The sequence below is a fragment of the Salinivibrio sp. SS3 genome (assembly GCF_001722105.1).
Classification (GTDB): domain Bacteria; phylum Pseudomonadota; class Gammaproteobacteria; order Enterobacterales; family Vibrionaceae; genus Salinivibrio; species Salinivibrio kushneri.
Genome location: NZ_MEBQ01000009.1, coordinates 188,340 through 212,611, shown reverse-complemented (window position 1 = coordinate 212,611; position 24,272 = coordinate 188,340). Strand labels below are relative to the sequence as shown.

The window sequence follows — 24,272 nt, the reverse complement described above, 5'->3', positions numbered from 1 at the left end:
AAGCAGCTAATTGACTAAATAATCACAACTTGCACATAAACTCATCTTTAAATCAACCTTCAGCACCGTAAAAGAAGTGCACCCAAGGTTATTTAATCCATAAAAATCCAAGCAGCACAAAAAAAGAAAGTGATAGCTACGCATAAATAACAGTGCTGCATTCATTTTTATTAAAAACATCTGTTTGGTTACTTATTAACCGCCTCGTCTTTTGTGAGATATCACTAAGAAGTAAAAAGGGAACCACTTTTACAATGAATACAAAGCCATGTACCACGGCATAAGAATAATAAATAACGTGATATTAACGGAATTACCTCAACACGTGTAGCGCACTATAGATGCTAATAAGAGGTATGAGGAGAAAGTATGAGTACTCACAGTGTTCCCAAAAAAAAAGGCTGGCTCTCGAACTTAAAGTTCCCGTCTGCCTATACCATTCTATTCATTCTTATCGCCGTCGTCGCCGCCCTAAGTTGGGTGGTGCCCGCCGGGCAATACGACCGCACTCTTAACGAAGAACTGGGTCAACAAGTGCCAATATCAGGTACTTACCAGCAAGTTGAAAGTAATCCGCAAGGTATCGTTGATGTCCTTTTAGCCCCCATTGATGGCTTTTATAACCACCAAACGTATGAAGCCGCCGCCATTGATGTCTCGCTGTTCATTCTGATCATTGGTGGCTTTTTAGGGCTGGTCACCAAAACCGGTGCCATTGATGCGGGGATTGAACGCGTCACTAAACGCCTAGAGGGACGCGAAGAGTGGATGATCCCCATTTTGATGGGCTTATTTGCCGCCGGGGGCACTATTTATGGTATGGCGGAAGAGTCATTGCCTTTTTATACGCTACTCGTGCCTGTGATGATGGCCGCGCGTTTTGACCCTGTGGTGGCAGCGGCAACGGTACTGCTTGGGGCAGGGATAGGTACGTTAGGCTCAACCATTAATCCCTTTGCGACCGTCATTGCCGCCAATGCAGCAGGGATCCCTTTTACTGATGGTATCCTGCTTCGCCTTGCCATCCTCGTCATTGGCTGGTTTATCTGCGTCGCTTATGTCATGCGATATGCACGTAAAGTGCGCGCCGATCAGAGTCAATCGATTGTTTATGATCAGTATGAAAGTAATAAAAAACACTTTCTTGGCGAGCATGATGACAACCAAAGCCTCGATTTTACGGCTACACGCAAAGTGATACTCACTATCTTTGCCGGTGCCTTTGCTGTGATGATCTATGGCGTATCTTCACTGGGATGGTGGATGGCAGAGATCTCCGCCGTCTTCCTGGGGGCTGCCATTATTATTGGCCTGATTGCACGCATGAGCGAAGAAGAAATCACCACCAGCTTTATTGATGGGGCAAGAGATCTGCTCGGTGTGGCGCTGATCATCGGCATTGCCCGTGGGATCGTGGTGATTATGGATAAAGGCATGATTACCGACACCATCCTGAATAGTGCCGAGAGCTTAGTCAGCGGTTTATCTTCTTTCGTCTTTATTAACGTGATGTATTGGCTGGAAGTATTACTGTCATTCTTGGTGCCTTCCTCATCTGGCTTGGCAGTGCTCACCATGCCAATTATGGCGCCATTGGCCGACTTTGCGAACGTCGGGCGTGAATTGGTGGTAACCGCCTATCAATCGGCTTCGGGGATCGTCAATCTCGTTACACCTACCTCCGGCGTAGTCATGGGGGGTTTGGCCATTGCCCGCGTGCCTTATGCGAAATGGATAAAATGGGTCGCCCCCTTGCTTGGCATTCTTACCATTATGATCATGGCCATGCTTAGCCTTGGCGTCATGTTATAATATCAGTCATCAACTTAGCGTAGCGCGCACTGCTATCAAGCAGTGCGCTTTTTTATATCTATCACGTCCCCCGCTATCCGCGCACGCTTCCCCACTCCGTTCACACTGAGATTACATTATTAACACAAAGCGATTTAATACCGATCGTCATCACAAATAAAAACAAAAATAGGTCGGCATTTGTTAAATATAAAAACCACTACAGATAATCATTCATTTGATCCGCATAAGGTGAAAAGAGAACAAAATAAAAAAGGCATAAAAAGTATAAACCCACCGCTAAAAACCTAGCACTTTAAAAATAATACCACTAAGCACTCAGTAAAAGTGACTAAGTATTAAAAACCATTTTTTAATACTGCCATAAATACCATTAACACAGGGTAAAAACCCCGAAACGTAGGCAGTGGTTTCAATGTGATCTAACTTCAAGTTCAACCGGCTCACCGCGTTAGAATAAATCTGTACCCAATAAGAAATCTGCACTTTTTATTTCCCTTCCGATAAAAAGCCAAGCAGAGATATACGGAGAAAGAAAGATGAACAACTTCTATGTCGGCTCTGAAATTGGTCAATTACGCACCGTGATGTTGCACCGCCCCGAGCGTGCTTTAACCCACCTGACCCCCTCAAACTGTCATGATTTACTTTTTGACGATGTTCTGTCAGTGGAACGGGCGGGGGAAGAGCATGATAAATTCGCTCAAACGCTACGCGATCAGGGCGTTGAGGTGTTATTGCTGCAAACCCTACTGGCCGAAACCCTGGATGTCCCCGAAGCCAAAGCCTGGCTGATGAATCTTAAGATCTCGGACTATACCTTTGGTCCGTCATTTGCGAACGATATTCGCTGCTACCTCAATGATCTCCCCCACCACGAACTCGCCTCCATGTTCTTAGGGGGGCTGGCCTATTCCGAGCTACCGATTGCCTCGACCTCGATGTTACAAGCGATGCACGCCCCATCCGACTTTATCATTGACCCCTTGCCTAACCACTTATTCACACGTGACACCTCGTGCTGGTTATATGGTGGTGTGTCGATTAACCCCATGGCCAAGCCCGCACGTAAGCGTGAAACGAACCACTTGCGTGCCATCTACAAATGGCACCCTCGCTTTGCGAACGGCGACTTTATTACCTACTTCGGTGGCGAGAACATTGATTATGACAATGCCACCATTGAAGGCGGCGATGTCACTGTCTTAGGGAAAGGCGTGGTATTGATTGGCATGTCTGAACGCACTACGCCACAAGGGGTGGAAAATCTCGCATCCAGCCTGTTCAAACACGGCCAAGCCAAGCAAGTGATTGCCATGGAGCTGCCAAAACATCGCTCCTGCATGCATCTGGATACCGTGATGACTCACATGCGTGAAGACACCTTCTCGGTGTACCCCGAAGTGATTCGCAAAGACATCCAATGTTGGAGTCTGACCGGTGACCGTAGCGGCCACCTCAATGTGCGCGAAGAAGACTACTTCCTCACCGCCATCGAAAAAGCCCTCGATGTCGGCCCACTGAACCTGATCACCACGGGCGGCGATAGCTTTGAAGCGGAACGTGAACAGTGGAATGACGCCAACAACGTCTTGACCGTTCGCCCAGGTGTGGTCGTCGGCTACGAGCGCAACACTTATACCAACGAGAAATACGACAAAGCCGGGATCACTGTTCTCTCCATCCCGGGTGATGAGCTGGGTCGCGGCCGCGGCGGCGCACGCTGCATGAGCTGCCCGATTCATCGTGATGGTATTTAATCCTCGCATGGGCTGAGCGCCTGGCTCAGCCCCCACCGACTGTAGAGAGTATGATTATGAATAAACCCACTGTCGTCGTTGCATTAGGTGGCAACGCCCTCCTGCGTCGAGGCGAGCCTTTAGAAGCCGACATTCAACGCGCCAACATTGCCAAAGCGGCGAAAACCATCGCGGCAATTGGTGAGCAATACAATGTAGTGCTTGTCCACGGTAATGGCCCCCAAGTTGGCTTACTGGCCCTGCAGGGGCTCGAATACAAATCCGTTACTCCTTACCCTTTAGATGTACTTGGCTCTGAAACCCAGGGCATGATTGGCTATATGCTGATGCAAGAGCTACATAACTTAGCACCAGAGCAACACGTATCTTGCATGCTCACGCAAATGACGGTGGATCCCAAGGATCCGGCATTCGCCAATCCCACCAAACCAATTGGCCCTGTGTATGACCAACAAGAGGCGAATCAGCTTGCTGACAAGTATGGCTGGGATATTAAACCGGATGGCCAATATTTCCGTCGGGTGGTACCTAGCCCGCAACCCACTGGCATTATTGAGGATGATGCCATTGCCAGTTTGATCAAACAGGGGCATTTAGTGATTTGTACCGGCGGTGGCGGTATCCCAGTCATTCAAGAGGAGGGGCAACTCAAAGGTATTGAAGCGGTCATTGATAAAGATATGTCTGCAGCGTTTCTCGCCCGACAAATCAATGCCGATGCGCTGCTTATTTTGACCGATGCCGAAGCGGTTTACCTAAATTATGGTGAGCCCAATCAACGCGCACTCGCCGACACAACGCCCGATACTCTCAGCCAATATACCTTCGATGCCGGCTCTATGGGGCCAAAAATCGATGCCTCCTGCGAGTTTATTCGCCAAGGCGGCAAGCTAGTAGGGATTGGTGCCCTCGAAGATGGCCTTGCGATTTTGGCAGGCCAAGCCGGCACACGTATTCGTCCACATTCAGTCAATAACAACAATATTTCTCACGGCCAACCTGCGCCTGCACAAGCCTGAGACCCATAACAAAGAGGATTGCCCATTATGGCTTTTAACCTACGCAACCGTAACTTCTTAAAACTGCTGGACTTCACACCTCGTGAGATCCAACACTTTATCGACATGGCGATTGAACTCAAAAAAGCCAAATATAACGGTTATGAAACACCGCGTCTGAAAGGTAAGAACATTGCTCTGATCTTTGAAAAGTCGTCAACACGCACCCGTTGTGCCTTTGAAACCGCTGTGTTTGATCAAGGCGGCCAGGTGAGCTACATCGGCCCAACAGGCTCACAAATTGGCCACAAAGAGTCGATGAAGGACACCGCTCGCGTATTGGGGCGGATGTATGACGGCATTGAGTACCGTGGCTTTGGCCAGGATATTGTCGAAGAGCTGGGTGAGTTTGCCGGCGTGCCAGTGTGGAATGGTTTAACCACTGAGTTCCACCCCACCCAAATTTTGGCTGACTTAATGACCATGCTCGAACATGGCCGCGGCAAGCAGTTACACGAAATGCGCTTTGCATACCTCGGCGATGCCCGAAACAACATGGGGAACTCCCTGATGGTCGGTGCCGCGAAAATGGGAATGGATATTCGCTTAGTGGCTCCGAAAGCATTCTGGCCGGAAGAAGATCTCGTCGCACAATGCCGCGAAATCGCAGAGCAAACCGGCGCACGCATTACGCTCACCGAAGACGTACAAGAAGGCGTGAAAGATTGTGACTTCTTGTACACCGATGTCTGGGTGTCGATGGGAGAGTCTAAAGAAGCGTGGGACGAGCGCGTCGCGATGATGAAACCCTATCAAGTCAATATGGATGTCGTGAAAGCCACTGGCAACCCGCACGTGAAATTCATGCACTGTCTTCCTGCCTTCCACAATAACGAGACCACAGTAGGGGCAGAAATCGAAGAAAAGTATGGGTTAAAAGGCCTAGAAGTCACCGAAGATGTGTTTGAGTCAGACTGTTCGATTGTGTTTGACGAAGCAGAAAACCGCCTCCACACCATCAAAGCGGTGATGGTTGCCACCCTTGGCGATTAACGCCATCTGACTCTGGGCGCCGCTCGGCGCCCTATTTCTCAATATTGATACCACCCAGTGACACCCATCAAAGTTTCATTTAAAAGCAACTGATAGCATATTCGATTGAATCACGCATTATTAGCTTTATGCGCTGATAATGACGTGAAATGCCGTTTATTATAAGGGGTTGCCCGTGGTTAATGATGCAATTCTATCGGTAGAAAACGCCACACCAGAGGACGATATCCTCTCTGCGTGTCGACACCTGCTGCAAACACAAAGCTTTACCACCCAAGACGCCGTGCGCCAGCAATTGGTTCAACTTGGCTATCTTGATGTCAGCCAGTCGACCGTTTCACGCCTACTATCCAAGCTCGGGGTCGCCAAAGTGCCCAATGCACATGGGCAAAAGGTTTACGCGCTCAGCGGAGACATGGAGCCTGTGTACGCGGTGTCTTCTGTCGGTTCACAAATCGATGACATCATCTGTAGCCAAGCCATGGTAGTCGTGAAAACCCACCCAGGCGGCGCACAGTTGATCGCTCGCTTACTCGACTTGCACCGACATCCTTTGATCTTAGGAACGGTTGGCGGGAACGACACTGTCCTGGTGGCCCCCCGCCAGCTCAATGAGCTTGCCGCCTGCGAACAAGTGGTTCGAGACCGCCTCGCCCCTGAGTAAACGGCTTTACGTGGCAAGCTAACCGTTGCAGACTATAGGTGTCGCTTTTTATAACAAAGGAACTAACAATGACCCAAGTACTGCAAACCGAGCAGGCACCAGAAGCTATTGGTCCGTATTCGCAAGGCGTTGACCTTGGCAACATGGTGCTGACCTCAGGTCAAATTCCCGTCAACCCAGTGACTGGCCAGATCTCGCCTGAAATCACCGCACAAACACGTCAGTCTCTCGACAACGTTAAAGCAGTGGTTGAAGCTGCTGGGCTTAAAGTGAATGATATTGTTAAGCTCACTGTGTTTGTCAAAAACATGGAAGACTTTGCCGATGTCAACAAAGTGTATGGTGCGTTCTTCGATGAGCACGGTGTGGAAAGCTATCCTGCTCGTTCATGCGTTGAAGTCGCACGCCTGCCCAAGGATGTTGATATCGAAATTGAAGCGATTGCGGTGCGCCAAGCCTAATTGGTAAGCGACGGCAACGAAAAGCTATTTCAGCGAAAAGCTACTTCAACCAAAAGCTAACGCAAAACCGGCGCCTCCAGGCGCCGCTTTTTTATCTCGTGGTTGCATGGCACACGCTTATCAACAGCGCGCCATCACATCGATACGTGATAAAACGTCAGCAAACCAAGCGGTGAAGCGCTCGGGAGCATCCACCATCGCCTGCTTGACTTCCCCTTCAGACCACCAGCGGCAGTCTGCTACTTCATCTGGGTTAGGGATCATGTCGACATGGCTGACTTCACAGGCGATGACTTGGTCCCATTCATGCTCTATCAACCCGTTATCCAACTCGGCACGGTATTCAAAACACGGGCCCAGGGTAAAATCAAGCGGGCGCGCAATGCCTAGCTCTTCGTATAAACGCCGTTTCGCCGCCGCTGCAACCGGCTCATCTTGTTTGGGGTGCGAGCAGCACGTATTGGTCCACAGCCCGCCACTGTGATACTTGTCCAACGCGCGACGCTGCAGCAAGTACTCACGCTCACCCTGTTCGTTGCAACGAAACAACATCACTGAGAAGGCCAGGTGCAGCCATCCTTGCTGATGGGCCTCCAACTTTTCAGCGATCCCTTGAGGTTCACCGCTCGGTGACACCAAAACCACATGGTGGCGCTGGGTTGAAGTCATAAACCTATCCTCAATTAGCGAACGCCTTGGTTGCGCTCCGCCACTTCTGCATCAAGCTGTTCGAGCTTGTTTTTCATCACCTGATGGCAATGCTTAGCGAGGTCACGGACATTGTCTTTATCGTAGCCCGTTGACGAAATCGGCGCCATCACTTCAACAATCACATGGCCGTTGTTCCAACGGTTCGCTTTTAGGTGATGTGTCGAGCTACATACGATTGGAATCAAGGGGACGTTCGCGCCAATAGCAGCATGAAATGCGCCGGTTTTAAAAGGTAACAAACCACGTCCACGTGAGCGTGTCCCTTCAGGAAATAACCATACGCTCAATTGTTTGGCTCGGATTTTCTCTGTCACCTGTGCAATGGTGCCCATGGCTTTACTGCGATTGGCACGATCAATCAACACGTTGCCCGTGAGCCAATACAGCTGGCCAAAAATGGGGATCCATAACAGGCTTTTCTTCCCCACGGTGACCGCGCCAGGCATCAACGCATTCGATAAGGTCACCATATCCCAATTACTTTGGTGGTTGGCAATACACACGCTAGCGCCAGGCTCACGCGGGGCCCCTTCCGCGAAGCGCAGTTCAAGGCGAATCCCGAACAAAACAGAGAGGCGTCCAAACCACTTACTGATATGGTAGCAATTACGAGGATTGCGAGGGCTTAACAAGCAATACAAACCACCAAAAACAAACAGCAAAACAGCGACAATCAATAAAGCCAGCAGTCGCACGACAAAAATCATTTCTCTCTCCAAAGAGCAGGCGTGAAAGGCGAGTCAGTATACCGATTCAGCGCAAAAATGCACCCACACCGCCCCTGGGTTCAGGGGCGGTAGCAACTTAGTGTTCGGGCAGGATTTCGATTTGATCGACGCGCTGGAGACCACGCGGCAGCATACTGCCTCGTCGACCTCGCTCGCCACGATAATGAGTGAGATCATCCGGTTTTAAGGTCAGTTTGCGCTTCCCAGCGTGCAAGGTCACCCCGGCATTGGCTGGCACCACATACAGTTGGCTTAACACCTCTTCACGTGACTTGGCGCGTGCGCCAGGAATATTAATGATCTTATTCCCTTTCCCTTTACTCAGTTGCGGAAGCTCATGGACCGGGAACACCAACATGCGGCCTTCATTGGAAATCGCGACAATCAAATCGTTTTCCAAATTACCCACTTGGCGCGGTGGCATCACTTCCGCCTGATCAGGCACCGTCAGCAAGGCCTTACCGCTGCGGTTTTTGGATAACATATCCGCTTGCTTGCACACAAAACCATAACCGGCGTCCGAGGCCACCAAGGTGAGCTGCCCCTCATCAGCCATTAATACATGACGAATAGACGAGCCTGGGGTGATATTAATTCGCCCGGTAATCGGCTCACCTTGGCTGCGCGCGGATGGCAAGGTGTGCGACTCTATGGCATAGCTGCGACCATCAGACCCCAGGAAAACCGCGGGTTGGTTACTTTTACCCGGTGCTGCGTCGAGGAACTTATCGCCTGCTTTGTAGTTAAGGCCAGAGGCATCCACATCATGCCCTTTGGCGTGGCGGATCCACCCTTTATCTGAGAGCACCACAGTGATGGGTTCGCTGGGGACCAAGTCACGCTCGGTTAACGCTTTGGCCTCTGCTCGCTCAACCAGCGGGGAACGGCGGTCGTCCCCGTATTTTTCCGCATCCGCGAGGATTTCTTTTTTGATTAAGGTATTCAAGCGACGATCGGAGCCAAGCAGTTTCTCGAGCTTATCGCGCTCTTTGCTCAATTCATCTTGCTCACCACGGATCTTGATTTCCTCAAGCTTGGCTAACTGGCGTAATTTGATCTCAAGGATCGCCTCTGCCTGTTTCTCGCTCAAACCAAAACGTGCAATCAGCTCGGCTTTTGGCTCATCCTCACTGCGGATGATTTCAATCACCTCATCAATATTCAGGTAAGCGGCGAGTAAGCCCTCCAGAATATGCAGGCGAGCGAGGACTTTTTCCAGCCGATGCTCAAGGCGACGTCTCACCGTCTGGCGGCGGAACGTTAACCACTCAGATAAAATGCCCTGTAAGCCTTTGACTTGCGGGCGTCCATCCAGGCCAATCATATTGAGGTTAACGCGGTAGTTCTTCTCTAGATCGGTCGAGGCGAACAAGTGATCCATCAGTTGATCACAATCGACACGGTTAGAGCGCGGCACAATCACAATCCGGGTAGGGTTTTCATGATCCGACTCATCACGGAGATCGTCCACCATCGGCAGCTTTTTCGCCCGCATTTGATTGGCGATTTGCTCTAGCAGCTTAGCGCCCGACACTTGATGAGGCAGCGCAGTGATCACGATTTCATTGCTTTCTTTATGCCACAGCGCGCGCATTTTGATAGAGCCACGGCCGCTCGCATAGAGCTTTTTCAAATCTGACTTCGGCGTGATCACTTCCGCTTCGGTGGGGTAGTCAGGCCCCTGCACATGCTCTAGTACACCGTCTAAGTCCAGGCTCGGCTTATCGATCATTGCGGCCAAGGCATTAGCAAGTTCACGCGCATTATGTGGCGGAATATCTGTCGCCATCCCCACCGCAATCCCGGTGATCCCATTGAGGAGAATATGCGGTAAGCGTGCCGGCAAGGTTTTAGGCTCTTTCATGGTGCCATCAAAATTAGGCCCCCATTCAACCGTCCCTTGCCCGAGTTCTTGCAGCAACACTTCAGAGAAGCGTGATAAGCGTGATTCCGTGTAACGCATCGCCGCAAACGATTTAGGATCGTCAGGTGCCCCCCAGTTACCCTGACCGTCCACCAGCGGATAACGATAGGAAAACGGCTGAGCCATCAATACCATGGCCTCGTAACACGCCGAGTCGCCATGAGGATGGTATTTACCCAATACATCCCCGACAGTACGCGCCGATTTTTTATATTTTGCCGTGGCAGATAGCCCCAGCTCTGACATCGCGTAAATGATCCGGCGCTGCACTGGCTTTAAGCCATCGCCGATAAACGGCAGTGCGCGATCCATGATGACGTACATCGAGTAATTGAGGTATGCGTCCTCAGTGAACTGGCGCAGAGCAAGCTGCTCTACCCCATCATAAGTCACCTCTGTCATGCGAATTAGATCCCGTTATAGTAATTTAGATATCGATAAGCTCGGCCATATCGCCTTTTTGCTGCAACCAATGACGGCGGTCCTCTGCCCGTTTTTTACCCAGCAGCATGTCCATCAGTTGCTGCGTCTGCTCATCATCATCAATGGTGAGCTGAACCAGGCGACGGGTATTGGGATCCATGGTGGTTTCACGCAGCTGTAATGGGTTCATTTCCCCCAAGCCTTTAAAGCGTTGCACATTGATTTTGCCGCGTTTATTGCTCAAACGCTCAAGGATCCCTGCTTTTTCATCTTCATCCAAGGCATAAAAAACCTCTTTGCCACAATCAATGCGGTAAAGCGGCGGCATCGCCACGTACACATGGCCAGCCTGAACCAAGGATCTAAAGTGCTGCACAAAGAGTGCACATAGTAAGGTCGCAATATGTAGGCCATCGGAGTCCGCATCGGCGAGGATGCAGATTTTATCGTAACGAAGGTTGCTCAAGTCCCCGGAGTCAGGATCAATGCCCAACGCCACTGAAATATCGTGTACTTCTTGGGAGGCCAGCACTTGATCGGCGGAGACTTCCCACGTATTGAGGATCTTGCCTCGAAGCGGCATCACCGCTTGAAATTCGCGATCCCGAGCCTGCTTAGCTGACCCACCTGCCGAGTCCCCCTCGACCAAAAATAGCTCGGTGCGACTCGAGTCTTGCATCGCACAATCTGTGAGCTTTCCGGGTAGCGCGGGGCCTGATGCCACCTTCTTACGCACCACCTTTTTCGCGGCACGCATGCGGCGATGGGCACTGGCAATACACACTTCCGCCAAACGCTCAGCAAGGTGGGGACGCTCATTGAGCCACAAACTAAAGGCATCTTTGACCACCCCAGACACAAACGCCGCACATTGACGAGAGGACAAGCGCTCTTTGGTTTGCCCCGCAAACTGTGGGTCTTGAATTTTAACCGAGAGCACGTAGGCACAACGCTCCCAGATATCGTCGGCGGTCAGCTTAACGCCGCGCGGGAGAAGGTTACGGAACTCACAGAATTCGCGCATCGCTTCCAGCATCCCTTGGCGCAAGCCATTCACATGCGTGCCACCTTGTGCCGTTGGGATCAGGTTGACATAGCTTTCTGTGGTTAGCTCACCCCCTTCAGGTAGCCAAATGACGGCCCAATCCGCCGCTTCGGTCTGACCACTGAATTCGCCGATAAAAGGTGTTTCTGGCAGGACTTCATAACCTTTAACACTGTCAGCCAGGTAGTCTTTCAATCCATCTTGGTAACACCAGGACGTGGTCTCGTCGGTGTTTTTATCAGTGAGGTTGACCGTCAATCCCGGGCACAGCACCGCCTTGGCTTTTAAGATGGTTTTAAGGCGAGAGAGCGAAAACTTGTCAGAGTCAAAAAACTGGCCGTCTGGCCAAAAATGCACGCGTGTGCCACGGTTGCGACGACCACAGGTACCGGTCACGGTTAAATCTTGTACTTTGTCGCCATTTTCAAAGGCAATGTCGTAGACTTGACCATCGCGCTTAACGGTAATCTCTACCCGATGAGACAACGCGTTGACCACGGAGATCCCCACCCCGTGTAAACCACCGCTAAATTGGTAGCTTTTGTTGGAGAACTTACCGCCTGCATGCAGTTTGCATAAAATCAGCTCAACCCCAGAGACGCCCTCTTCGGGGTGAATATCAACCGGCATACCACGACCATCATCAATCACTTCCAGTGATTGGTCGGCATGGAGAATCACATCAATCTTGCTGGCATGGCCGGCTAACGCTTCATCGACACTGTTATCGATGACTTCCTGCCCAAGATGGTTAGGGCGACTGGTATCTGTGTACATACCGGGGCGTCGGCGCACGGGCTCGAGCCCATTGAGGACTTCTATCGATCCTGCGTTATAGTTTTGTTCTGTCATAATCGATTGGCTTAATAAATGTGATGACATGGTCAGCAAGGGGGATCCGCTTGTCAAGCGCGGCGCCAGATTGCCACAAGTTTCTGTGAGCTGCTATCCGTCTGCTGTGACGTAGCGGCTAAGATAGCACGAGCTTGCGTCTGTGTGCGTCTGTTTCAATGCCTCTAGCCTGATGGCGCGCTAGATACCAAGAAATTGGAGAATATCCCCACAGTAACGTTCAAAGCCGACAAAGCTATGATCGCCTCCCGGCTCAACCGTTTGTTGACTGGCACTGAATTTTGCCACTGCTTGGCGATAGTCCAGCACTTCATCACCTTCCTGTTGCAATAACCAAAATTGCTCAGGATGAGATAAGACCGGCACATCAATCTCACGCAAGGCGTTGATATCGGCAGCCTCGAGGGTGTAGCGTTCTTGGGTGTAAGGATTAACTTGTTCCCCAACATAATCTTGCAAGAGTTCGTAAGGGCGAACGGCGGGATTAACCAGCACAGCGGGCAGTTGATAACGCTCACTCAGCCAGGTGGCCAAAAAGCCCCCCAACGAACTTCCCACCAAACCCAGCCGATGGGTTTCGCTAAAGCGCGTGATCAGTTCTGTCAGCAACTGCACGGTGGGCTCAGGGTGACTGGGCAGTTGTGGCACCAACACCTCAATATCACCACGATGTTGGGCGCAATAGGCTTGCATCTGTCTCGCCTTTAACGATTGCGGCGAGCTGTTAAAGCCATGAAGATAAAGCAACGCTGATGGCATGATTAATATCCGCTGGAATCGAAGTCTGGCCGAAAATGCTGACCGGTTATACGCACCACTTGCGTGTCTACGCGTCCGTCGTCATACAGCTCAAGCCAGCGCCAACCTGGGTTCTGGTTGTCGAGCGCAAAGTCGTGTGAGTCCGGCATAAACTGGATACAGGTGGAGGGTGCCGCCATCACACGCGTGCCTTGATAACCCACATCCAATGCCTGATGAATATGCCCACACACCACAATTTTCGCTTGAGGGTGACGCACCATCACTTGCCAGAATGCCTCTCGATTAGCCAGTTTGTGCTGATCTAACCAGGTGCTTCCTGCATCCAACGGATGGTGGTGCAGCAACACCAACGCATGACGTTCAGGGTGCGCGCTTAAGTGTGTATCCAAAAGGTTCAGTTGCACTTGTGATAACTCACCGTGCGGCACACCGGCCACCTGACTGTCGAGCAGCACCATTTGCCAGTGCTCCCCCAACAGGACTTGCGAGCAAGAGCGAAGGGTATTTGACTGTAATACCGCGCTCATTTCTGGCTGATAATCATGATTCCCCGGAAGCCAAAAGCAAGGCTGTGACCACCGGGCGATACCGTCGACAAAACGACGATACGATAAGGCAGAGTGATCTTGGGACAGATCCCCCGTGGCAATAATGGCGTCGAACGTCGGGTCAGTGGCACTGATGGCATCCAGCACCGCATGGTAGCTGCGAAGCGTATTAATACCCAGCAAGCTACCCTGCTCACTCGCGAACAGGTGTGTGTCGGTGATTTGCAAAAGACGAATACAATCGCCGTCGGCGTTATCTATCTGGCAAGACTGCAACGTTGAAAATACCTTTGCTGGTTTAGTTTAACGATGATTTATACATAGGATCAGACGCCACCACGCCACGACGTAAGCAGTGGCCAAGCCAATCCGATAAAAATGCATTAACCTGATGTTTTTCGTCGCGCTGATGCATACGCGGATTCGGGTAATCATAACGTGGTTTTAAGCGTGAAATCTGCTGCGTGGTACACACTTCCGCGACCCGTGCATCGTGATACAAGCGCACTGTCAGGTTAGCACGTAAGTAATCGGGTGCGGCGCCTGGGCTCAACTGCGCAATATCCAGTAAGGTGGTATAACGGGTTGACTCACGCACGACCAAGGCATATTCCTGCCCTTGGATATCGTATCGACACACCTGTCCCACCTCGTCACGCTTGGGCATCAAACGGACAAGTTTGGCATAGTTGGTTTCATACAAGCGCATCATCGCTGGCAAGTCGACGCGATATTCTGTTTTCACACGCACCTACTGTCTATTTACTGTTTTGTTCATTATAGCTTTGACGTAACCGACTGGCATTGAGTTCCAACCATTGCAACGCAATGATTGAGGCGGCGTTTTCAATCTCGCCATCAACCACTTTTTGATAGGCGTGTTGGCGAGACAATCGATGCACCAAAATGTCTTCGTTTTCACTGTCGAGGCCGTGTACGCCTTCAGCTTCCGAGGCATCAACAATCGCGACAAACACATCCAACTGTTCAGAGCAGCCACCAGAGCTGGATAAATAACGGGTAACACGCTCCATTTGATGCAGTAATAGCCCCGCTTCTTCTCTCGCTTCACGGTGGGCAACCTGCTCGGGGGATTGGTCTTTGTCTATCATCCCAGCCACAATTTCCAGTTGCCATGGTGTCGCGCCTGCTGCCATCGCCCCCACGCGGATTTGCTCAAGCATCACCACTTCATCACGTACGGGATCATACGGCAAAACAGCCACCGCGTGGCCACGTTCAAACAACTCCCGCACCACAGAGCCACTCCAGCCGCCTTCAAACAAACGATGACGAAACTGATAGCGCTGAATGGAAAAGAAACCTTGATAAAGCGGCGAAATATCCTCGATCACAATATCGTCGCGATCGAATTGTCCGGGCGGATAGTCTGACATGCGGGCTCCTTATTCTCGCTGACACGAGCTGACGAACTGAAGTGCTGAGTCACGCCTAGACCCGCTGGCCTGTGCCGATCGGCAACGCGCGTCTTTCTCGCACCCCACAAACTTAACTTTTTTGATAAAAGTTACAACTATTTTTCAGTCCCATTTGCAAATTGGATAGTTTACACTCAATGTCCTAACAAATTGTCAGTTTCACGCAAGCATAATTGCGGTAAGCTAGTGGACGTTTATTTATCCAATCGCACAGATTCAGGGATTCCATCTATGAAAAAATTGCTCCCTTTGGCGTTAAGCTTGGCACTCGGCAGCGTAAGCAGTGCAGCCCTTGCCGATGATCTCGCCCAAATTTATCAACAAGCGAAGCAAAGCGATCCCACTCTTAATCAAGCGGCCGCCGAGCGCGACGCAGCGTTTTCTGCCGTCGATGCGACCCGTGGCACCTTGCTACCACAAATCGCATTAAATGCGGGATACGCCATTACCCGCAATGACAGCGACGATCAGCGTGACGTCAACACCACCAGCGCCGATATCAGCTTAAGCCAACAGCTTTTCAAACGTGATAGCTGGGTCAACCTGGATATCAGCGAAATGCAGGCGCGCCAGCTAGATGCGACCTATGCTGCCCAGCAGCAAGGGTTAATGCTACGCGTGGCACAAGCCTATTTTGACGTGCTCCGCGCCATGGACAAGCTTGAGTTTATTCAGGCAGAAAAAGCGGCCGTGGGCCGTCAGCTTGAACAAACCAAGCAACGTTTTGAAGTGGGCCTTTCGGCAATTACCGATGTGCATGACGCTCAAGCGCAGTATGACGCTGTGCTCGCCGATGAAATCTTGGCCGAAAATGCGCTCACCAACAGCTATGAAGGCTTGCGTGAGATCACCGGCCAAGCCCCGAGAGACTTACGCGTACTGGACACTGACCGCTTTAGTGCCAGTAACCCGCAGCAGCAACCGGCCGCACTGGTCAAAGTCGCCGAAGAGAAAAACCTCGAGTTGCTCGCCAACCGCATTGCCCGTGATACCGCCAAAGAGCAGATTAAGCTGGCCAAAACCGGCCACCTGCCCACGCTGACCTTCAGCGCACAATACGGGATGACGGATAACGATAATCAGCACAGCGATGTCTATTCCTCTGATTACAACCAAGGCACTGCCAGCCTCGATTTTAGCTTGCCACTGTTCACTGGCGGCAGCACCTCGGCCAATGTGGAAAAGGCGCAGCATGAGTATGTGGCCGCGTCACAAAGCCTGGAAGCCAAATACCGCAGCACGGTAAAAGATGTGCGCGCCTTCTATAACGACATCAATGCCTCAATTGGTGCCCTGCGTGCCTATGAGCAAACCGTGGTTTCTGCGCGCTCTGCGTTAGAAGCGACAGAAGCCGGCTTTGAAGTGGGTACACGTACCATTGTCGATGTTTTGGATGCCACGCGTCGCCTTTACGATGCCAACCGTAACCTCTCCAATGCACGCTACGACTATATTCTCAGTCATTTGCGCTTACACCAAGCGATGGGCACCTTGTCTGAGCAAGACTTGCTCGATATTAACCAAGGGCTGGTGAAGCAAGATTGATTCACGCTGAAGGCTCGAGAACGCAAAAAGGTGCCGACGGGCACCTTTTTTATTGTCTTCAATTGATAGGGAAAGAGGCGCTATTGACCACGCCGAATCGACTCAATGATTTCTGTGGTGGAGCAGCCATCTTCAAAGTTAAGCACCTTGACCTCTCCCCCGTTGGCGAGCACCGCCTCGGCACCGGCAATCTCGTTGACCTGATAATCACCGCCTTTAACCAGCATATCGGGCAAAACTTCGCCAATCAGGCGCGCGGGGGTTTCTTCGCCAAAAGGAACCACCCAATCGACCGCGCCCAGTCCTGCTAGCACCGCCATCCGCCGATCAGTTGGATTAACCGGGCGGCCAGGCCCTTTCAAGGCCTGTACCGATGCGTCGGTGTTCACCGCCACAATCAAGCGATCGCCCAGTTTGGCGGCCTCATTGAGGTACGCCACATGGCCTGCATGCAAAATATCAAAGCAGCCATTGGTCATCACCACTTTCTCACCTCGTCCTTGAGCGACATGCACCGCATCAATCAGCTGCGCTTCGGTCGTGACGCCAAAACCAGACTCGTGCGATCCGTGTACCGCTTCGGTTAGCTCGATAGTGGAGAGGGTTGAAGTACCCAACTTGCCCACCACCACACCGGCAGCGGCATTAGCCAGTGCACAGGCTTGCTCTATCGGTTTGCCCGCGGCCAAAGATGCCGCCAGTACCGATATCACCGTATCGCCAGCCCCTGTGACGTCGTACACTTCTTTGGCAAGCGTTGGCAAGTTCAGCGGCGCGGCATCTGGGCGCAGCAATGTCATCCCATGTTCACTACGGGTGACCAACAAGGCACCAAGCTCGTACTGCTTAATCAGCGCCAAGCCTTTTTCTTCCAAGCTTTGATCGTCCGTCACTGTGCCTGCTACGGCTTCAAATTCAGTTAGGTTTGGCGTCAGCAGACTGGCGCCACGGTAACGTTCAAAGTCTGTGCCTTTAGGATCCACTAAGGTGGTGACACCCGCTTGTTTGGCGGCCTGAATCAATGTTTGTACCTCGGCCAGCGCGCCCTTGGCATAGTCCGATAAGATCATCGCCTGCGTCTTGGGCAATGCCGCTTCGACTTTGGCCAGCATGGGTGCCACATCCACCCCCGCAAATCCCTCTTCAAAATCCAGACGAATCAACTGCTGGTTACGGCTCATGACTCGAAGCTTAGTAATGGTGGGATGCGAGTCCAGCGCCACAAAATCACAGTTAACATTTAACGAGTCGAGGGTTTGCGTGAGCGCGTCAGCCTGTTCATCCTTGCCCGTCAGACCAATCAGCTGAGTCTGTCCACCCAAGGCTGCGATATTCATCGCCACGTTTGCCGCGCCACCAGGGCGTTCTTCCGTTTGATTGATTTTCACTACGGGGACAGGCGCTTCTGGGGAAATGCGTCCAGTCGGTCCATACCAATAGCGATCGAGCATTACATCGCCGACGACCAGAACATTGGCTTGGCTGTAGTCAGGAAGGCTGAGTTTCATCTGGATCTCCGAATACTGTCGTTACCGAGCGATAGTAGCATAGCCATAGGCTAAATGGGGCGCTCTCAGGCGTGTGCTGCGCACAATCTCAACACTCACTGCGCACACTCGCGCAGGACAGCGCCAAGAATTTACTCTACAATGGCGCGGGCCTTACGGCTCTTTCTGGTTTGGTTTTCATGAGTCATTAACGCTATGAGCGATTTTTCAGCCCCCACTTTTCGCCTTGGGTTTCTTCACCCTCGCTATCTTCATACCTGGCTCGGCGTCGGGTTAATGTATCTGGCTAGCTGGCTGCCTTATCGCGTCCAATTCTATGTAGGCCGCGGCTTGGGTTACTTGATGCATACATTGATGAAACGCCGCGTTAAAATTGCCGACCGTAACCTGGCGTTGTGTTTCCCTGAAATGAGTCCAGCCTCGCGTCAAGCGATGGTGAAAGAGAACTTCGCCAACTCCGGTTTGGCCCTTTTTGAAACCTGTATGGCATGGTTTTGGCCCTCTTGGCGCATCAAAAAACATATGGTCTATGAAGGCCTAGACCAACTAAAACACTTAGAAAGTGAGGCGCAAGGTGTGCTCTTAATCGCTGTCCACTCGATGAATTTAGAACTCGGCGCGCGTGCCTTAGGCGAGGTCACGCCGGGCGTGGGTGTGTACCGCCCTAACAATAATCCTGTTTATGATTGGTTCCAGCACCGTGGCCGGACGCGACACAATGGCGCTATCGACCGAAAAGACGTTAAAACCATGATTCATCACCTCAAACAAGGCGATAGGATGTGGTATGCACCGGATCATGACTATGGACGACGCCGTTCAACCTTTGCGCCATTATTCGCCGTTAGTAAAGCGTGTACGACCACAGGGACACACTTACTCGCGCATGCCGGCCGCGCCACCGTGGTCCCGTTTTCGATTGTGAGAGATCGACGCGGTGGCCAGTACCGGATAACCATTCATTCTCCGCTGCAAGATTTTCCCAACGACGCCGATGCGGCTGCCGCTGTGACCAATCGCGCGGTTGAGCAATTAATCTTACAAGCCCCTGAGCAATACATGTGGTTGCATCGCCGTTTTAAAACTCGCCCAGAGGGTGAACCTTCCTTATATGAGGGAATATAGCCCCATACAGGCCGCCAATCGCGGCCTGATGGTTGAGGCAAGGCGCGCTACTTCACTTACCCATCAAACCACTGTTGCCAAGCTTGTTGCACGGCTTCGCGCTCATCGATAAAGGCATCAGCCTCCACGTTGCCACTCTCACCCGCCAAATGGCTGCGATGAAGCGCATTGCGCATCCGCGTATAGGCCGACTTTAACCCCGCCGCCTGCGCCAGTGGCATCACCTCCAGCTCTCCGGCTTGCTCAAAAATGCGCGCATTATCGCTGTAACGGGTTAACGCAGGTTGTGTGGCACTGTTGCCGAGTACCAGGTACTGGGCTAAGAACTCGATATCAGTGATCCCACCGGCATCTTGTTTGATGGAGAAAGTCTCTTTTTGTCCTGTCGCTTTATGCTGACGCATTTTTTCTCGCATGCCACTGACTTGCTCTCGTAATGTCTGTGTGTCTCGCGGCGCAGCGAGAATATGATGGCGCACCTGGGTAAACGCCGATTCAAGCTGAGGATCACCATATATCATGCGCGCACGCACCAACGCTTGGTGCTCCCATGTCCAGGCTTCGTTTTGCTGGTAATCCGCGTAAGCGTCCAGTGTACTGACTAGCATTCCAGAGGTGCCAGAAGGGCGAAGGCGCGTGTCTATTTCATAGAGTACCCCAGAAGGTGTACGCGTAGAGAAAAGATGGACGATGCGCTGGGCCAGACGCAGATAAAACTGCCGACCATCAATCACTTTGCGTCCGTCAGTCTCAACATCCGCGGGGCAATCATGGAGAAAAACCACGTCGAGATCGGAATTATAACCCAGCTCCCATCCGCCTAACTTGCCGTAGCCAATCACCGCAAAGCCACGTCCCTCTCGCTCGCCTAAGTGTGTCGGTTGGCCATATTTTTCCACCATTTGGTGCCAGGCCTGATTAACCACCGCCTCCACAATCGCTTCGGCCAAGTAAGTCAAATGATCACTGACGCGCATCACGGGCAGCACACCCGCGATATCCGCCGCGGCAATTTTTAATAACTGAACTTGCTTAAACTGACGCACCGCTTCCATTTGTTGCTCCATATCCTCAACCGGGATACGGGCAAGATAATCGCGTAATTCGCTGCGATAGGCATCGGGCGCTAAAGGTTGATACAAATGGGTTAAATCGAGCAGCTCATCCAGTAGCAAAGGATAACGTGCTAACTTCTCTGCTACCATCGGGCTGGCCGTACAAAGCCGCAACAGCTGATCGATCGCCCCGGGGTGCTCATCCAACAGCTCTAAGTAGGTCGTCCGTGTCGAGATATTGAGTAACAGGTGGGTGATATGTGGCAACACCTGCTGCGGTTGCGGTAACGTCAGTAGCTTGCTTAACATTACCGGCATCAGACGGTTGAGCACCTCACGTCCTCGCGGCCCCACTGTGCGCTTAGCCAGCTCTTGTTTAAACGCCAATAACTGCTCAGCAATATTGGTGTCCGGTAGATCTAAGCCCGCTAAGATCAAGTGGGCGTTTTCTACATCGCGCGCCATCGCCCATAGATCATGATATTCAGTGTCGACATCCGTCTCTGTTTCTTGCTCATCTTCGCCAATCAAGCCGGAAAATACCTGATTAACCGCTTGCATATGCTGGGTGATGTCGGCCTGTAAGCGCGTCCAATCATTGACCCCCATGGCGTGACAAAGCCGCTCACGATCAAGGTCGTTATCGGGCAGGGTCTGCGTTTGGTTGTCATCAATCGCTTGTAGGAGGTTTTCTACCCGGCGCAAATAGCAATACGCGGCCTTTAATTGGCTTACCTCAGCGGTGGGCAATAATTCCAGTTCCGCAATCGCATCTAAGGTGTCGAGTAAGCCGCGCTGGCGCAAACTGGGCTCTCGGCCGCCACGAATAAGCTGAAACGACTGAGCAATAAACTCAATCTCCCGAATGCCTCCTGCACCCAGCTTAATATTGTCGGTTAAGCCACGCCGGCGTACCTCTCGTTGGATTAACTGTTTCATCCGCCGCAACGCTTGAATGGCACTAAAGTCGATATAACGACGGAAGACAAACGGGCGTAGCATCTGGCGTAAGGTTTGATAGCAGTCATACTGATCTTTCCCCATGACTCGCGCCTTCACCATCGCATAGCGCTCCCAATCACGCCCTTGCTCTTGGTAGTAATCTTCGAGTGCGGAAAAACTCATCACTAAAGGGCCACTATCGCCAAAGGGACGAAGACGCATATCAACCCGATAACAAAAACCGTCCACCGTGGGTTGATCAAGCGCTTTGATCAAGCGCTGCCCTAGCCGGGTAAAGAACTGGGCATTGGCGATGCTTTTTCTCGCCCCTTGCGTCTCCCCAGACTCCGGATAGGTGAAAATTAAATCAATGTCGGAGGAAAAATTGAGCTCACCGCCCCCGAGTTTGCCCATACCCAAAACGAGCATTGGCTGCGGCTCCCCCTCCGGGCTCATAGGCGTGCCCCAGTCGTGACAGCCGCGCTGATAGAGCCATTGATAAGCCGATAAGATTTGCGCTTCCGCAAGGGCTGACAGGTGCTGTAAACCTTGCTCAACCGGCCATTGGTTGTGGATCTCTTGCCACGCTATCCATACGAGCTCACGCTGGCGATGCCGACGGAGTTGGCGGTGAAACTCGCTCTCATCCGTTACCGCTTCCAACATCTGACTCAGCTCAGCTTGGTATGTTTGCTCACGCGAGGCTTGCTGACGATGCTGATACAGCCAGTCGAGAAGCCCAGAGGTTTGGGTTAATGCCTTGGCGACAAACTCGCTACACGCTAAGGACTGCTCGAGTTGCTCACGCGCTGTGCCTTGCCACTGCGGCATGGCCTCAGGGGCAAATTCATTTAGTCGTGTCCAGTGCTGATGCAAGCAAGCGGCAAGAGAGTCAGAGAGTACCATGGGCAGTCCTTTTGATATCGTCCTGTATCGACACTAACAAAAACGGCTCACCGATGCAGCGAGCCGTTGTTGATTACGGGATAAAACCTCAAACGTGATTAAACCTTAAAGGCCTCAATTTTATCTTTGAGTGATTGCGCACTTTGTTCAACCATCTCTGCCGTTTCATGTAGCTCAGACGCTACCGTCACCGATGCCTGAACCAAATCTTTAACATTGGTGAGATTTTGGTTCATCTCACCGGCCACTGACGCTTGTTGTTCTGCCGAGGAGGCAATTTGGAAGTTCATGTCATTGAGCGATTGGATTTGCGTGACGATTTGCTCAAGCTCTCCGCCTGCTTGGCTGACCGACTCGACACCAGTGTTGGCCTCGGAAACACTGCGATCCATCAAGCCCACCGCTTTTTGCGCACTTTGCTGCAACTGGGTGATCATGTCTTGAATTTCTACCGTGGCTTCTTGGGTGTGTTGCGCCAGCTTGCGTACTTCATCAGCCACCACCGCAAAGCCGCGCCCCGTGTCGCCCGCTCGCGCCGCTTCTATCGCGGCATTTAGCGCCAGAAGATTGGTTTGCTCTGAAATTCCTTGAATGGTGACCACGACAGTACCGATTTTCTCCACCTGGGCATCGACCTGCCCCACCACCTGGGATGACTCGCTGATATCATTGGACAGCTCATTGATGGTTTGGATGGTACTGCTCACGTGCTCTTGGCCGCTGTTCGCCTGCTGGCTAGAGGTTTCCGTCGCTTTGGCCGCCTCTCGCGTGTGCTCAGCGACGGTTTGCACGGTTGCACTCATCTCACTCATCGCCGAGGCGAGCTGATCCATCTCAGAGAATTGCTCTTGCGATGACTCTTTGGTTTCCGACATGCTGATCGTCATAATCTCAGCTAGAGAAGAAAGATCATCCGACGCTTGGCGCTGCGCGTTAATCACATCCACCAATTGCTGACGCGATCTTTCCAGCTCACGGGCTAAATCACCGAACTCGTCTTGGCTATTCATTTCAATCGGCTCGCTCAAATCGCGATTCGCCAACGCACGAATCCTATCGGTCAAATAGTTGATTTGCCGTAGCATAATATTAGAGCCGCCCAGCAAAATAACCATGAAACAGACAATCATCAGCGCGGTTTGCCACGCGACCTGAATCATATAATCTTGGTAATATGCCTGCGCCTCAGACGTCGGTTGTGATGCTACAAGCCACCAATCACTACCGCCGACGGGCACGGCATAGCCATGACGGCCACCGTCATAAACGGTATAGCTAAACGCACCTGACTGATTGAGAAATAAGTCAGCGACATCGGTGCCAGTGCTTTCATCCGGCACGCGTAACGCGTCAAACTGGCGCATTGAAGGGTGAGACCAGACTTGGCGAGTGGTGCCATTGACCAAATATAAATACGCCCCTTCGCTGAATTCGGCGTTCATGGTATCTACCGCCTCTCGCATCAAGCGTTCCCCATCCGGCTGATCGATGAGGGTGCCGGTCATGGCCGCACTCGATTGTGCAAGCTCTTGGGTCTGACTCAGAGTAAAATCAATCACGGACTGGCGAAACGTGTTCGCATCCCACATCTGCTTACCGACCAGAATAATGGTACTAAAGACCATAAGAATCACGAGTTTTGGGATCAAGCGCAGATTGGTAACGGGTTTTTCCCACGCATAGAAGGTATGTTTAGCCATAATCCTGAAAGCTCCATGTCCGTTATCAAGCCAACTGACTGCAAAACGGGCGGTTATTAATACTGAGTGATGTTATATCGGCAAACCTCATCCTCACTGAATCCTTGTTTACCGTATTTGTGAAATTTGCCCATAAACAATGCCCATAATGATAAGTTAATCAAATTATCATCATGCACCTTGCCTGTCTATAACGTAAAAAAGCGCCAAAAATATTGATCCCAAAGGCGGTTTTACCGGATCGACTTAGGCAGTGCGACTGGGTACTCAAGCAAGGTAACCGCATAAAGGCACGCATAAAAAAAGCAACC

The 24,272-nt window shown here is 51.6% G+C and carries 19 protein-coding genes; 8 read left to right on the top strand and 11 right to left on the bottom strand.

Features of this window, described 5'->3' with window-relative positions:
- Positions 1-369 precede the first annotated feature (369 nt).
- From BGL48_RS05615 to BGL48_RS05590, 6 genes are all read left to right on the top strand, one after another.
- Complete coding sequence (locus BGL48_RS05615) at positions 370-1,812, top strand: YfcC family protein (RefSeq protein ID WP_069361732.1); 1,443 nt, start codon at positions 370-372, stop codon at positions 1,810-1,812.
- A gap of 539 nt (positions 1,813-2,351) precedes the next feature.
- Complete coding sequence (arcA, locus tag BGL48_RS05610) at positions 2,352-3,572, top strand: arginine deiminase (protein ID WP_069361731.1); 1,221 nt, start codon at positions 2,352-2,354, stop codon at positions 3,570-3,572.
- A 56-nt stretch (positions 3,573-3,628) separates the two neighbouring features.
- Positions 3,629-4,591: a carbamate kinase gene (arcC, locus tag BGL48_RS05605; protein WP_069361730.1), complete on the top strand. Its 963-nt coding sequence runs from the start codon at positions 3,629-3,631 to the stop codon at positions 4,589-4,591.
- Between the two features lie 27 nt (positions 4,592-4,618).
- On the top strand, positions 4,619-5,623 hold the full coding sequence (argF, locus tag BGL48_RS05600; RefSeq protein WP_069361729.1) for an ornithine carbamoyltransferase: 1,005 nt from the start codon (positions 4,619-4,621) through the stop codon (positions 5,621-5,623).
- Between the two features lie 175 nt (positions 5,624-5,798).
- Entirely contained in the window at positions 5,799-6,287 is a 489-nt protein-coding gene (locus BGL48_RS05595; protein ID WP_255377331.1) for an arginine repressor, read from the top strand.
- 68 nt (positions 6,288-6,355) lie between these two features.
- A complete protein-coding gene (locus BGL48_RS05590) occupies positions 6,356-6,748 on the top strand; it encodes a RidA family protein (RefSeq protein WP_069361728.1) in 393 nt (130 codons plus the stop codon).
- Between the two features lie 120 nt (positions 6,749-6,868).
- Here BGL48_RS05590 and idi read toward each other — a convergent pair whose 3' ends face one another.
- The 8 genes from idi to nudF all read right to left on the bottom strand — a co-directional run bounded on the left by idi (position 6,869) and on the right by nudF (position 15,138).
- Positions 6,869-7,417 carry an isopentenyl-diphosphate Delta-isomerase gene (gene idi / locus BGL48_RS05585; protein WP_069361727.1) on the bottom strand — a complete coding sequence of 183 codons (549 nt, stop codon included), beginning with the start codon at positions 7,415-7,417 and terminating at the stop codon, positions 6,869-6,871.
- Between the two features lie 14 nt (positions 7,418-7,431).
- Positions 7,432-8,166, bottom strand: coding sequence for a 1-acylglycerol-3-phosphate O-acyltransferase (locus BGL48_RS05580; RefSeq protein ID WP_069361726.1), 735 nt, complete (start codon positions 8,164-8,166; stop codon positions 7,432-7,434).
- A gap of 97 nt (positions 8,167-8,263) precedes the next feature.
- Entirely contained in the window at positions 8,264-10,513 is a 2,250-nt protein-coding gene (parC, locus tag BGL48_RS05575; protein ID WP_069361725.1) for a DNA topoisomerase IV subunit A, read from the bottom strand.
- 25 nt (positions 10,514-10,538) lie between these two features.
- A complete protein-coding gene (parE, locus tag BGL48_RS05570) occupies positions 10,539-12,431 on the bottom strand; it encodes a DNA topoisomerase IV subunit B (RefSeq protein ID WP_069361755.1) in 1,893 nt (630 codons plus the stop codon).
- 180 nt (positions 12,432-12,611) lie between these two features.
- On the bottom strand, positions 12,612-13,199 hold the full coding sequence (gene yqiA / locus BGL48_RS05565) for an esterase YqiA (protein WP_304441058.1): 588 nt from the start codon (positions 13,197-13,199) through the stop codon (positions 12,612-12,614).
- A complete protein-coding gene (gene cpdA, locus BGL48_RS05560; RefSeq protein WP_069361723.1) occupies positions 13,193-14,017 on the bottom strand; it encodes a 3',5'-cyclic-AMP phosphodiesterase in 825 nt (274 codons plus the stop codon). The genes yqiA and cpdA overlap by 7 nt, the downstream gene beginning before the upstream one ends.
- Before the next feature lie 22 nt (positions 14,018-14,039).
- Entirely contained in the window at positions 14,040-14,486 is a 447-nt protein-coding gene (locus BGL48_RS05555) for a DUF1249 family protein (protein WP_077459426.1), read from the bottom strand.
- A 13-nt stretch (positions 14,487-14,499) separates the two neighbouring features.
- On the bottom strand, positions 14,500-15,138 hold the full coding sequence (gene nudF / locus BGL48_RS05550; protein ID WP_069361722.1) for an ADP-ribose diphosphatase: 639 nt from the start codon (positions 15,136-15,138) through the stop codon (positions 14,500-14,502).
- A 273-nt stretch (positions 15,139-15,411) separates the two neighbouring features.
- On the opposite strand from nudF, the gene tolC reads away from it, so the two are divergent.
- On the top strand, positions 15,412-16,725 hold the full coding sequence (tolC, locus tag BGL48_RS05545) for an outer membrane channel protein TolC (RefSeq protein ID WP_069361721.1): 1,314 nt from the start codon (positions 15,412-15,414) through the stop codon (positions 16,723-16,725).
- A gap of 80 nt (positions 16,726-16,805) precedes the next feature.
- Here the strand turns inward: tolC and hldE are convergent, their stop codons facing one another.
- Positions 16,806-18,233 (bottom strand): bifunctional D-glycero-beta-D-manno-heptose-7-phosphate kinase/D-glycero-beta-D-manno-heptose 1-phosphate adenylyltransferase HldE, encoded by a 1,428-nt coding sequence (hldE, locus tag BGL48_RS05540; protein ID WP_069361720.1) that lies wholly within the window; start codon positions 18,231-18,233, stop codon positions 16,806-16,808.
- Positions 18,234-18,428: 195 nt separating this feature from the next.
- Between hldE and lpxL the strand changes: the two genes are divergently transcribed.
- Entirely contained in the window at positions 18,429-19,358 is a 930-nt protein-coding gene (lpxL, locus tag BGL48_RS05535; RefSeq protein WP_069361719.1) for an LpxL/LpxP family Kdo(2)-lipid IV(A) lauroyl/palmitoleoyl acyltransferase, read from the top strand.
- A 56-nt stretch (positions 19,359-19,414) separates the two neighbouring features.
- Here lpxL and glnE read toward each other — a convergent pair whose 3' ends face one another.
- Together glnE and BGL48_RS05525 are read right to left on the bottom strand one after the other, a co-directional pair.
- On the bottom strand, positions 19,415-22,261 hold the full coding sequence (glnE, locus tag BGL48_RS05530) for a bifunctional [glutamate--ammonia ligase]-adenylyl-L-tyrosine phosphorylase/[glutamate--ammonia-ligase] adenylyltransferase (RefSeq protein ID WP_069361718.1): 2,847 nt from the start codon (positions 22,259-22,261) through the stop codon (positions 19,415-19,417).
- Positions 22,262-22,359: 98 nt separating this feature from the next.
- Positions 22,360-23,961, bottom strand: a complete 1,602-nt coding sequence (locus BGL48_RS05525) for a methyl-accepting chemotaxis protein (RefSeq protein WP_069361717.1) — start codon at positions 23,959-23,961, stop codon at positions 22,360-22,362.
- Positions 23,962-24,272: the final 311 nt, after the last annotated feature.